This is a genomic window from Vreelandella lutescens, assembly GCF_014640815.1.
GTDB classification, from domain to species: Bacteria; Pseudomonadota; Gammaproteobacteria; order Pseudomonadales; family Halomonadaceae; genus Vreelandella; species Vreelandella lutescens.
Window position 1 is genome coordinate 476,286 of the sequence record NZ_BMHM01000002.1, and the last position, 12,404, is coordinate 488,689.

Consider the following 12,404-nt stretch of genomic DNA (forward strand, 5'->3'; position numbering starts at 1 on the left):
AAGGTAAGAAATCGGGATGTAGCGCAGTCTGGTAGCGCGCCTGCTTTGGGAGCAGGATGTCGGGGGTTCGAATCCCTCCATCCCGACCACGTACCTAGCACGGAAGGTGTTAATCTGCTTCTCCAAACTTTGGTTGTGGTCAAGTGCTCATCAGTATTCATTGCGAATATATCATGTGCGCCCATAGCTCAACCGGATAGAGCAACGGCCTTCTAAGCCGTAGGTTGCGGGTTCGAGTCCTGCTGGGCGTGCCAATCAAATGCTTACCAGTATTTGTCATCCAGTTGGGTCTTCTCAAGTCAGTTTTGTCTATGGTGGATGTAGCTCAGTGGTAGAGCCCCGGATTGTGGCTCCGGTGGTCGTGGGTTCGATCCCCATCATCCACCCCATTGACAAAACGCTAGCAATATAAAGCAGTATCAGTAACTCCGCAGTAAACAGTTTCAGGTTGTGGTGGATGTAGCTCAGTGGTAGAGCCCCGGATTGTGGCTCCGGTGGTCGTGGGTTCGATCCCCATCATCCACCCCATTAACCTGTTATTTGTTCTTCAGTTTTTCCCTCCCTTGTTTGTTCCTCTTTGCATTTCAAATCTTGGTTATTATCTTTATGACTTTTAAATAGTCATTGTTTCATAGTATTTAATCACCAATCACCAATCACCAATCACCACTCACCACTCACCACTCACCACTCACCACTCACCACTCACCACTCACCAATCACCACTTTACCTATCTCGGCATAACCTTAATCTGGTTACCAACTGTAGCGGTAATGGGTTCTGGTTTTCCAAGTAAGTAGCCTTGCGCGTAGTCGATGCCTAAAGAGCGCAGCGTATCCAGCGTTTCCTGGTTTTCCACGTATTCAGCGACTGTATCAATATTAAGCGCCTTTCCTACGGCGTGAATGGCTTCCACCATGGCGCTATCGATGGGGTCTTGGTGAATATTGCGAATAAAATTCCCATCTATTTTTAAATAGTCGACCGACAGCTGTTTTAAATAGCTGAAGGATGAGAGCCCAGTGCCAAAGTCATCCAGTGCGAATCGGCAGCCCAGTGCTTTAAGGGCCTGTATCAATTCACTGACTTTTGAAAGCTGCGCAATGGCTGCGCTCTCGGTAATTTCGAAGCATAGAGTGCCTTCTGGTAGCTCGGCGCGGCGTACTTGCTGCACCAGCTCCTGACAGAAGTCGCCATCTGATAAAGAATCGCCTGATAAGTTAATGCCCCAATGGCCTATCGAATGATTCTCCGCGCAGCGATAACGATCCCCAAGCCACGCTAGTGTGTTGCGCACTACCCAGCGGTCTATCCTCGGCATAAAGTGATAGCGTTCGGCGGCGGGTAAAAAACTGCCTGGCGCGATCAGCGCGCCATTTTCTTCAAGGCGGAGCAAAATTTCTCGGTAACCGGGCCCCTGGCCACATACGGCGTGAATGGGCTGAGCAAATAGGCGAAAGGCATCATTATCGAGGGCATTTTGTAACCGCTGTACCCACTGCAGCTCACCATGACGTTCTAATAGCAGATGGTCATTGGGCTGATAGCAGTGAATACGGTTGCGGCCTGCCTCCTTGGCGGTATAGCAGGCGGCATCGGCGGCGTGCAGTGTGTCAGACAAGCGCATCGGCTGCTCAGGGGTCATCGCCACTAAGCCAATACTAACGCCAATACCAAATGTGTGCCCCTGCCAGGCAAAGCGGAAGTGTTCTATATCGCGGCGTACGGCTTCGCAAATAATCTTGGCTTTATCAAGCGGGCAGTCGGGCAGTACCAGGGCAAACTCATCGCCTCCTAAGCGCGCAACGGTATCACTATTGCGTACATGCGCTTTTAGTTTCATCGACACTTGGCGTAGTAGTTCATCCCCCGCGAGGTGGCCGCAGGTGTCGTTGACGATTTTGAACTGATCCAAATCGAGATAGCAGAGCACATGGTGACGCTCAGTTTGATCGAGCAGTTTAGTGAGCAGTGTTTCAAATGCACGCCGATTCACAAGGCCGGTGAGGTTGTCGTGTGTGGCTTGATAGTTAAGCTGCTCTGACAGCTTGCGCGTTAGGCTCACATCTTGGAAGACGACCACGGCGCCAAGCGTGATGCCCCCTCTGGAGCGGATAGGTGCTGCACTATGTTGAATGGGGTAGCGCTTACTGGTGCGATGGATAAGCTGGCAGTGTTCGCTGTAATGAACAGCCCGGTGCTGCGTGAGCACCTTACGAGCGGGGTTGCTGATGGGTTCATCGCTAAGCTCGTCTCGCAGCTGATAAATGGTTTGGATCGGCTTGTTTACCACGTCATCAAGCGCCCACCCCGTTAGTCGTTCTGCTTCCGCATTCATAAACGTAATATTGCCGCTAGCGTCGCAAGTGATCACGCCGTCACCAATTGAGGCGAGTGTGGTGCGGGCAAGGTCGCGCTCGCGGTTTAGCTGCTCTTGAAGCTGTTTGCGCTCTGTGATGTCGCGCACCATCCCCGAGCACTCTGAGGCAGAGCCCTCGGCACCCTCACTGACTTGGATTTCCAAATAGCGTATCTGCTGGTCCTCTGTGCGCAGCTTAATTTCATGCATTGCCCCGGGCGTCAGCGCCTTGTTGGCCAGTAGCGTGCTTACTGGTTGGCCAATAAGGCGCTCTGCATTAACGCCAAACAAAGCCTCTGCGCCCGGGTTTAACCCCGTGAGCGTTCCGTCGGCTTGCCAGGTAATCACGCCGTCGCGCAGGTTGCGCAGCATGACCTGAGTGTGACCTACCGCGCGTTCAAGTGCTGCCGACACGCGGTTATAGCTTGCCGCTATCTCACCGACCTCGGTGAAGGGGTCGGCCTCAATACGCTGGCGCATATCGCCCTGTTTTTCATGCTGCCGCATATGCTCCAACAGCTGGTTGAGCTCGTTTTGTGCGCCATGCTCGGCAAGGTTAAGGCCCATTTTCTCGGCATCTTTGGAGACGCGAAGAGGTAAAAACCGGCGGGTGATACGGAAGAGCAGCCAGGCGAGCCCAAAACTCCACAGGCCACAGACCACGACACCGAGCAGTTGGACCATAAATTGATCAAATCGGCCAAGGGAAGTGCCTAGTCGATCAAGGTCTGCTATCCACGGCAGGGCGAGGGTGCCCCATAGGCCGGTGACTAGGTGTGCAGGTATAGCACCAACCGCGTCATCAATGCGTCGTTTTAACAGCCATTCGCTCGCTAATACCATGAGTACACCGCTGACACCGCCCATAAAAAAGGCGGCAGCCAGTGATAGTGCATGTGCTCCAGCTGTTACCGCGACTAAACCTGCAATGGCACCGTTGATGGCATACATCACATCTGCATAGCGGCGCACACGCCAACCCACCAGCATGGCCGATAGAATGCCGCCCACTGCGCCTAGCATGGTATTGGCGATGATGCCGGGCACGCTGCCATTTAAAGCAAGCGTGCTGCCACCGTTAAAGCCAAACCAGCCCAGCACCATAAACAGAGCGCCCAGCATGGCGAGCGGTAAGTTGCCCGCGGGAAAGGCAGTCGGGGGCTTATCCACCTGAAAGCGGCCCTGGCGAGGGCCGATGACCAGTACTGCCGCTAATGCCACCCAGCCGCCAACGCTGTGCACAACGGTTGCTCCGGCGAAATCGATAAATCCCAGGGCTGCCAGCCAGCCAGGGCTGCCACCTAACAGTCCACCCCACGCCCAGTGGCCAAATACCGGGTAAATCAGCAGGGCTATCCAAAACGCGGTCCACAGGTAACCAAGAAACGGCATGCGTTCAGCCACCGCGCCCGCCACAATCGTGGCCGCTGTAGCGCAAAACATGGCCTGGAAGATAAAGACGGTGATTAGCCAGGTGTCAGTCGACTCCAGCTCCCATCCAAACAGTGAGCTACCGACCCAACCTGCCTGGGAAGCACCAAACATCATGCCGAAGCCTGCTAGCCAAAAGACACTGACCGCAATCGCAAAATCCGCTAAGTTTTTCATAGCGACGTTAATGGCATTTTTGGTTCGGGTGGTTCCCGCTTCAAGGCACAGAAAGCCAGCCTGCATAACGAAGACCAGTGCGGCCGCCCACAGCACCCAAAGGGTATCAATGAGAGTGGTATCGAAGCTGTCGGTCATGGGCAGGGTCCTTGTGCTGATCTGGTGCAGTGCGAGCACTGTTCGGGTGCAGTAATGCGTGCGTTGCCTCTTATTAACTCAGCGCGGTGCCTGGTGTTGCTGAAGGTTTCCGGTGCGTTAAAGCAGTGCTAACAGTAATTAAGCAAATGTTGTGCCGCGCTTAGTGAAGTCATCCTTATTTACGTTTTTTGCGTTATAAATAACTAAAATAGTGCCTTAAAACAGTCTTTATAACTGTGCAAAAGCGGTTTGATTGGTGATATTTTTCAATATATTACTTATGGGGTTGGCAGCGTGAGGCTGGGCAATCAAAAGACTGAGAGGAGTGCATCATAATGGCGCGTCAAACGGTGGTTTTAGGAGCAGGAATGGTGGGTGTCAGTATTGCTTGGCAGCTGCAGCAGCGTGGCTACCAGGTAACACTGGTGGATCGCCGCCAGCCTGGGCGTGAAACCTCGTTTGGTAATGCGGGGATTATCCAGCGTGAAGCCGTCAGGCCTTATCCGTTCCCGCGTGATATGAAAACGATATTAAGCGTGCTGCCGAACCGGCGTGTTGATATCCGTTACCGGCCAACAGGTATGGTAAACGCGGCATCGCCACTATTGAGCTACTGGCATCACTCCTCCTCTCGGCTGTATAAAAAGATCGTTCCTGAGTACGCGTCGCTGATTCAGCTTTGTCTGGAGGCCCACGCGCCAATGATTGAAGCGTCGGGCGCTGGGCACTTGGTCCGCCGTGAAGGGTGGCTGGAGATCTACCGTACTCAGGAGAAGCTCGCCAAGCGCGTCAAAGAAGCTGAAGAAGCCCGTGAGCTATACGGCGTACAGTTTACGGTGCTGGACCGTGAGGCGTTGAGCGAGAAAGAGCCACAGCTTGATGAAAAGATCATTGGTGCGATTCATTGGTTAGACCCCTGGACCGTTGCCGACCCGGGTGGGTTAGTGGCCGCTTACGCCGCCTCGTTTGAAGCCATGGGTGGGCGTGTTGTACAGGCGGACATCACCGGCGTTACGCAGCAGGGCGATACGTGGACTGTGACGACCAGTGAAGAGGCGTTCAGCGTTGATCAGGTCGTTATGGCGCTTGGCCCTTGGGCAGGGCAATGGATGAAGCCATTGGGCTATCACTTCCCAACGTTTGTGAAGCGTGGCTACCACATGCACTATGCCACCCAGTCTGGAGCCAAATTAAACTACTGGTTAATGGATGCCGAAGTAGGGTATCTGCTGGCGCCCATGAATGCAGGTGTGAGGCTGACCACTGGGGCTGAGCTAGATCGCCTGGAGTCTCCGGCGGATGAAGAACAGCTAGGAGCCGCTGAAAAAGTCGCAAGGACGATTTTCCCGCTGGGCGAGCGTAAGGATAGCGCCGCCTGGAAGGGGGCTCGTCCGTGTTTACCCGACATGAAACCCGTGATTGGCCCTGCGCCGCGCCACCCTGGCCTGTGGTTAGCATTCGGTCATGGTCACCAAGGTTTCACACTTGGCCCGGCTACCGGCCAACTGCTAGCGGATATGATGGAAGATAAGCCTACCGCTATTGATATGGCACCGTTTCGGGCTGATCGGTTTTAAACGTGATGTTGCGTGCTGTTACGATACGCAAAGTGACAAACGTGGCCGAGTCAGGCTGAGTTTGCTACGCTGAGGGTGTCACTCAATAGACTGAGGTGAAATAATGGATGTCGCTGCGAGTAATGCTGTCAGCACAGCGCTGTATATGAACCAAGCGCAAACCGCTGAACAGGCGCAAATGCAGATGTTCCGCCAAGCCCTTGATGTGCAGGCCGAGCAAATCACGGAAGTGCTCGCTTCTGCGGATACGGGGGCTCAGCCCAACTTGGCTCAAGAAGGCAGTGTTGGCACACAGGTCAACACTTACGCTTAGATAGATGTTTGCTTTACTAACGTATCTAAACGCCGACTTCGTCGGCGTTTTTTTATATCGGTAAAAAATGCCAGCTGCACTTGGTGGTATGCCGTTGAAGGCGAGTTGCGTTACCATAGGCACACACAACGCCGCGGGTTTGGCGCTACGTTTTAAGTGTTCACGCTGTACCATCTTGTAGAGAATTCCATGTCTGACGCCCAATTAGCGCGTGAAGCAGAGCTTCGCCGTACCTTTGCGATTATTTCGCACCCCGACGCCGGTAAAACCACCATCACTGAGAAGATGCTGCTATTTGGAAATGCCATCCAGCTAGCAGGCTCGGTGAAAAGCAAACGTAATGACCGTCACGCCACGTCTGACTGGATGAAGATGGAGCAGGAGCGTGGCATCTCGGTGACCACGTCGGTGATGCAGTTCCCTTATGGGGGGCGTATCGTCAACCTGCTGGATACCCCAGGGCACGAAGACTTCTCTGAAGATACCTACCGCACGCTAACGGCGGTGGATTCCGCGCTGATGGTGATTGATGGCGCTAAGGGTGTTGAGGAGCGCACCATCAAATTGATGGAAGTGTGTCGTCTGCGCACGACGCCGATTCTGACGTTCATCAATAAAATGGACCGTGACATTCGCGACCCCATTGAAGTGATGGATGAAGTGGAAACGGTACTGAATATCCAGTGCGCGCCGATGACATGGCCGATTGGTATGGGGCGTCACTTTAAAGGTGTCTATCACCTTTACAACGATGTGATTCACCTCTATACCCAAGGGCAAGGTAGCCGTATTCCAGACGACAAGCGCATTGAAGGGCTAGACAACCCCGAAGTCGACGCGGTGTTGGGGGAAGAGCAGGCAGAAGAACTGCGCATGGAAGTCGATTTAGTGCGCGGTGCTTCGCACGAATTTGATTTAGAAGCTTATCGCCGTGGTGAGCTTACGCCCGTCTATTTTGGCACTGCCATGGGTAACTTTGGCGTACGGGAAATGATGGACGGTTTCGTAGAGCATGCGCCCGCTCCACAGTCCCGGGAAACCGATACCCGTGAAGTGACAGCTCAGGATGAGCGCTTCACCGGTTTTGTATTTAAGATTCAGGCCAATATGGACCCAAATCACCGGGACCGCATCGCCTTCCTGCGGGTGTGCTCCGGTAAGTACGAAAAGAACATGAAGATGCGCCACGTGCGGATTGGCAAAGACGTCAAGATTGCTGATGCGCTTACGTTTATGGCCTCTGACCGCTCGCAAGTTGAGGAAGCGTGGCCAGGCGATATTATCGGCTTGCATAACCACGGCACGATTCAGATTGGTGACACCTTCACCGTAGGTGAAGATATGCGCTTTACCGGCATCCCTCACTTTGCCCCCGAGCTTTTCAAACGCGTACGTTTAAAAGACCCGCTAAAAATGAAAGCGCTCCAGAAAGGCCTCCAGCAGCTGTCGGAAGAGGGTGCGACCCAGGTCTTTATGCCGATGGACAATAATGACCTCATTCTTGGGGCAGTGGGTACACTGCAGTTTGACGTTGTTGCCCACCGCTTGAAGGAAGAGTACAAGGTCGACTGTCTTTACGAAGGTGTGAACGTGCAAACCGCCCGCTGGGTGTATTGCAATGATGCCAAGATGCTGGAAGAGTTTAAGCGTAAGGCCAGTACTAACCTCGCCATCGATGGCGGCGGTTACCTGACCTACATCGCGCCTACACGGGTTAACTTACAAATGACCCAAGAGCGCTGGCCGGATATTCGCTTCCAGCCTACCCGCGAGCATTAAAACCTCCTGAAGAGGGCAATATGCTGATAGACGCCCACTGCCATTTGGATATTGCGGAATTCGATACGGACCGTGAGACCGTCATCGCCGCTGCCAAGGCAGCGGGCGTTTGCCGTTTTATAGTGCCCGCCACGGTGCGAGCCCGTTGGCATAAGCTGCTGGCGCTGGGCGAGCGGCCTGATGTGAGCGTTTGCCTAGGGCTCCACCCTTACTTTATTGAGCAACATCGGCCGGAGGATATTGAGGCGCTGGAAGGGCTGGTGAATCAGCAGTTAGCAGCCGCCTCTTCCATCCGCCCAGTGGCCATTGGTGAATGCGGTGTGGATGGCCGTTTTACGCAAAGCCTGGATCAACAGTGGCACTATTTTGATGAGCAGTTAGGTATTGCGAAGCGCTGCAAACTGCCGGTGGTGGTGCACTGTGTTAAGGCCAACGATTCGGTCAGTCAAAAGCTCCGTCAGCGGGCGCTACCTCAGGCAGGTCTAATACACGCCTTTGCTGGTTCCTACCAGCAGGCTGTGAAGTTTTTAGACCTTGGCTACGTATTGGGATTGGGTGGAGCCGTGACCTATGAGCGAGCACAACGTTTGCGTGGCGTTGTTGCCAAGCTGCCAGACGATGGATTTTTGCTAGAAACTGACAGCCCCGATATGCCGCTAAGCGGTTACCAGGGCCAGCGAAATGAGCCTTCACGTGTGGCCCTGATAGCTCAAGCGGTGGCGGAATTGCGAGGCCAAACGTTTGATACTATTGCGGCGCTGAGCAGTGCCAACGCCACACGAGTGTTTCAACTAAGTGATGATGAGTGAGAGCCTTATGCCAACTGAGCGGCAATTTGTTCAGGGTCTAGGCGCTCAACGGGGTAGGGTAGTGGGTGTAGGGTGATAGGCTTCTGTTGCCAATACATCGGCAATGCCTCTTCCGTAACCTTGGTATTCATCACCGCCAGTAACTCTACCTCTTGCTCAGTACTAAACGCGCTGCTGACGATTTCTCCCATTGATTTGCCGTTCTCATCGTGAAGTGGCTCACCGATTGCGGGAAGGGTGGTGGCATGAATGCTGGCATGCACCAAGCGTTTTTTCACTTGGCCGCGGAAGTGGGCCCTGGCAACGACCTCCTGTCCTGTATAACACCCTTTCTTAAAGCTGATACCTCCTAACGCTTCCCAATTCAACATTTGGGGAAGGAAGTGATCCTGTTGCGCGTCGGTGAGCCAAGCAAGACCACTGCGAATATCCGCGAGTTGCCACGCATTCTGCAGCGCTTCATCGCTGCTGACTAAGCTGCCCGCGTCTTCTTCAAACATGAAGAGCCAGCGTGGGCTGCCAGGCATGCGTAGCGCCGTGCCTTTCGGGCTTGTCACATGCGTATAGGGCTGTTCAGGCAGTGTGATACCTAGATGTTCAGCCATCGCATCTAAAGGCTGGCTGGCGCCTGCAAACGTCACCGAGGCGGCAAGTGACAGCTCCGCTTTATAGAACGCGGCAAATTTCTTTAGGTGGTTGGCGAGTGTGTCTGCCAATGAGGTATCTAAAATTAAGCGGAAATGATCGTTGCCCAGCCGCAAAAGCTGGCCATTCGCTAGCATTCGCCCCTTGGGTGTGCAAAAACAGGTAAGCGGAGCAAAGGTACCATTCGCTAAGCTTACCTGTGCGCTGGTTTGGCCCTGTAAGAATTTCTCCGCATCGGCCCCTTTAATATCGAGCGCTGCATACTGGGTCAATCGTACGGCGCTAGAGGGCGGTGTGTTCGCGGTGGCCATGGTCACTCCTGGGCGTGGTCAGTGAGATGTGTGATCAGTAAGCATGCTCATAAAAGTGCGGGCAGGATAGGCAGATTGCAAGGCCTTCGGAGCATGCTAGACTCTTTATCCTGTATCAGGTTTGCATAGGTAATCGCCTGTAGACGACTTTCATGCAGGTGAGTTGGTAACAATTTAGCAAAGGACGCGGCATGGCTGTTCAATCATTAAGCTTTCAAGGTGTCACGACTGCCGAGCAGGTGAATAAAATCACCACCGCGCTGATGATGCTCGATGGTGTCGATAGCGCCGAAGTTGGCCGCTATGGTGCGGAGGTGGAAGGCCGAGCGAAACGGGACACCCTGATCAAAGCGGTTGAGAAACTTAACCTGCGTATCAAGGTATCGTGATGCATCCACCTATTGTAGTGATCAGTGAGCGAAACAGCGTGTTTCGCCAGCGCATAGAGGTCCATGGTATGGAAGATCTCTATGCCGATGTACCCGCTGTAGTGGGGGGCGATGAAAGTGCGCCGGATCCCCACGATTATTTCGATATCGCGCTGGGAACCTGTAAGGCGATTACGGTCCAAATGTACGCTAAGCGCAAGCAGTGGCCGTTGGAAGGTATTACCGTCAAAGTACAGCGCGATGACAGTGAAGAGCGCAAGGGTGTCTATAAACTGAGCGTTACACTGTCGCTGCATGGCATCAGCGATCCAGAACAGCGGGCAAAGCTGGAAGATATTAGCCACCGCTGCCCCATCCAGCGCTTGATGACTCAGGCAACGATCGACATATCGACGCACACCGAGTAGGTCGACTACACCAAGACCTACTTCCCCGACAGGAGCTACGATGAGCAAGGAATTTCGTCTGCAGTCAAAATTTCAGCCTGCGGGCGACCAGCCTGCGGCTATACGCGGACTGATCAGCGGTTTGGAATCCGGGCTTGCCCATCAAACGCTGCTAGGGGTCACCGGTTCGGGTAAAACCTTCACCATGGCGAACGTTGTTCAACAGTTGCAGCGGCCAACCATTGTCATGGCACCCAACAAGACCCTCGCAGCGCAGCTTTACGGTGAATTTAAATCGTTCTTTCCCGATAACGCCATTGAGTATTTCGTCTCTTATTACGACTACTACCAGCCGGAAGCTTATGTGCCTTCGTCGGATACGTTTATTGAGAAAGACGCCTCTATCAATGATCACATTGAGCAAATGCGCCTTTCCGCCACGAAAGCGCTACTAGAGCGCCGCGATGCGTTGATTGTGGTGTCGGTTTCGGCGATTTACGGCTTGGGCGACCCTGAACAATACCTAAAGATGCGGCTGCATTTCACTCGCGGCGAGCTGATTGATCAACGCGCCTTCCTGCGTCGTTTAGCAGAGTTGCAGTACACCCGTAACGATATGGATTTTCGTCGAGGCACCTATCGTGTGCGTGGCGACGTGATTGATATCTTCCCCGCCGATTCTGATGAAGAGGCCGTGCGCGTTGAGCTGTTTGACGACGAGATTGACTCTATCCGGCTATTTGACCCGCTAACCGGTGATGTGCGCGGGCAAGTGCCTCGCATGACGATTTACCCTAAGTCGCACTACGTGACGCCTCGAGAAACCATACTAGAAGCCATCGACTCCATTAAAGCGGAGCTCAAGGAGCGTTTGGAGTGGTTACGCAAGCATGAGCGGTTAGTAGAAGCCCAGCGGCTTGAACAACGTACGCTGTATGATATTGAAATGATGCTTGAGCTGGGATACTGCAACGGTATCGAAAACTACTCTCGCTATCTATCTGGCCGTGCCCCCGGCGAGCCGCCCCCCACGTTCTTTGACTACCTGCCCGATGATGCGCTGCTGTTTATCGATGAGTCCCACGTCAGCGTGCCTCAGGTGGGGGGGATGTATAAAGGCGACCGTTCTCGTAAAGAGACGCTGGTGGAGTATGGCTTCCGGTTGCCTTCGGCATTGGATAACCGGCCAATGAAGTTCGAAGAGTGGGAGGCGATCTCCCCTCAGACGATTTTCGTATCCGCCACGCCTGGGAACTATGAAGCAGAGCACGCAAGCCAAATCGTAGAACAGGTCGTTCGGCCAACGGGGTTGTTAGATCCGCAAATTGAAGTTCGCCCGGCAAGCACGCAGGTCGATGACCTGCTGTCGGAAATCGGTTTGCGAACAGCGGTCGGCGAGCGTGTGCTGGTCACCACGCTAACCAAGCGTATGGCAGAAGATTTAACCGATTACTTCGATGAGCACGGTATTCGGGTGCGGTATTTGCACTCAGATATCGATACCGTTGAGCGGGTGGAAATTATCCGCGATTTGCGTCTGGGTAAGTTTGACGTGTTGGTGGGTATCAACCTTCTGCGAGAGGGGCTGGATATTCCTGAAGTCTCTTTGGTTGCTATTCTGGATGCTGACAAAGAGGGCTTCTTACGCGCCGAGCGTTCATTGATTCAAACCATTGGCCGTGCAGCCCGTAATGCCAATGGTAAAGCGATCCTATACGGTGATCGCATCACTGACTCGATGCGTAAAGCGATTGATGAGACCGAGCGCCGGCGTCATAAACAGATGGCGCATAACGAAAAGCATGGTATCACTCCCACGACGGTCACGCGTTCCGTGGCCGATATTCTGGAGGCAGCTCAAACACCGGGTAAGAAGAGTACTCGACGTAAGGGTAATGAGCGTAAGGTGGCCGAACCTGAGGGTGGTTACGATGTAACGACCATGAGCAAGCAGGACTTACTCATGGCGATCAGTAAGCTAGAAGATGCCATGTTTGAAGCGGCTCAAAACTTGGAGTTTGAAGAAGCGGCGCGGCTGCGCGACCAGCTCCATCAAATGAAAGAGAAACAGCTGGCGCTAGGATAACCC

9 protein-coding genes and 4 tRNA genes are annotated in these 12,404 nt (G+C 53.6%); 11 read left to right on the plus strand and 2 right to left on the minus strand.

Annotated elements, in window-relative coordinates:
* Positions 1–12: 12 nt before the first annotated feature.
* The 4 genes from IEW65_RS06540 (at position 13) to IEW65_RS06555 (ending at position 528) form a co-directional block, all read left to right on the plus strand.
* Positions 13–89, plus strand: a tRNA-Pro gene (locus IEW65_RS06540).
* A gap of 88 nt (positions 90–177) precedes the next feature.
* Positions 178–254 (plus strand) — tRNA-Arg (locus IEW65_RS06545).
* Positions 255–314: 60 nt separating this feature from the next.
* Positions 315–389: transfer RNA gene (locus IEW65_RS06550), tRNA-His, on the plus strand.
* Positions 390–453: 64 nt separating this feature from the next.
* A tRNA-His gene (locus IEW65_RS06555) sits at positions 454–528 on the plus strand.
* Positions 529–731: 203 nt separating this feature from the next.
* Here IEW65_RS06555 and amt read toward each other — a convergent pair.
* A complete protein-coding gene (amt, locus tag IEW65_RS06560) occupies positions 732–4,106 on the minus strand; it encodes an ammonium transporter (RefSeq protein WP_188638678.1) in 3,375 nt (1,124 codons plus the stop codon).
* A gap of 335 nt (positions 4,107–4,441) precedes the next feature.
* Between amt and IEW65_RS06565 the strand changes: the two genes are divergently transcribed.
* The 4 genes from IEW65_RS06565 to IEW65_RS06580 all read left to right on the plus strand — a co-directional run bounded on the left by IEW65_RS06565 (position 4,442) and on the right by IEW65_RS06580 (position 8,584).
* Positions 4,442–5,683 carry an NAD(P)/FAD-dependent oxidoreductase gene (locus IEW65_RS06565; RefSeq protein WP_188638679.1) on the plus strand — a complete coding sequence of 414 codons (1,242 nt, stop codon included), beginning with the start codon at positions 4,442–4,444 and terminating at the stop codon, positions 5,681–5,683.
* Between the two features lie 103 nt (positions 5,684–5,786).
* Complete coding sequence (locus IEW65_RS06570; protein ID WP_188638680.1) at positions 5,787–5,996, plus strand: putative motility protein; 210 nt, start codon at positions 5,787–5,789, stop codon at positions 5,994–5,996.
* Positions 5,997–6,185: 189 nt separating this feature from the next.
* Positions 6,186–7,775, plus strand: coding sequence for a peptide chain release factor 3 (locus IEW65_RS06575; protein ID WP_188638681.1), 1,590 nt, complete (start codon positions 6,186–6,188; stop codon positions 7,773–7,775).
* A 20-nt stretch (positions 7,776–7,795) separates the two neighbouring features.
* Positions 7,796–8,584: a TatD family hydrolase gene (locus IEW65_RS06580; protein ID WP_188638682.1), complete on the plus strand. Its 789-nt coding sequence runs from the start codon at positions 7,796–7,798 to the stop codon at positions 8,582–8,584.
* 5 nt (positions 8,585–8,589) lie between these two features.
* Here the strand turns inward: IEW65_RS06580 and ygfZ are convergent, their stop codons facing one another.
* The gene (ygfZ, locus tag IEW65_RS06585) at positions 8,590–9,540 is read right to left on the minus strand and encodes a CAF17-like 4Fe-4S cluster assembly/insertion protein YgfZ (RefSeq protein ID WP_188638683.1); all 951 of its coding nucleotides are present in this window, start codon (positions 9,538–9,540) and stop codon (positions 8,590–8,592) included.
* A gap of 191 nt (positions 9,541–9,731) precedes the next feature.
* Here ygfZ and IEW65_RS06590 point away from each other — a divergent pair, with 191 nt between their 5' ends.
* From IEW65_RS06590 to uvrB, 3 genes are read left to right on the plus strand one after another with little or no spacing between them, the layout of a single operon-like run.
* Entirely contained in the window at positions 9,732–9,929 is a 198-nt protein-coding gene (locus tag IEW65_RS06590) for a hypothetical protein (RefSeq protein ID WP_188638684.1), read from the plus strand.
* Entirely contained in the window at positions 9,929–10,336 is a 408-nt protein-coding gene (locus IEW65_RS06595) for an OsmC family protein (protein WP_188638685.1), read from the plus strand. Before IEW65_RS06590 ends, IEW65_RS06595 begins: the two co-directional genes overlap by 1 nt.
* A gap of 40 nt (positions 10,337–10,376) precedes the next feature.
* Positions 10,377–12,401: an excinuclease ABC subunit UvrB gene (uvrB, locus tag IEW65_RS06600; RefSeq protein ID WP_188638686.1), complete on the plus strand. Its 2,025-nt coding sequence runs from the start codon at positions 10,377–10,379 to the stop codon at positions 12,399–12,401.
* Positions 12,402–12,404: the final 3 nt, after the last annotated feature.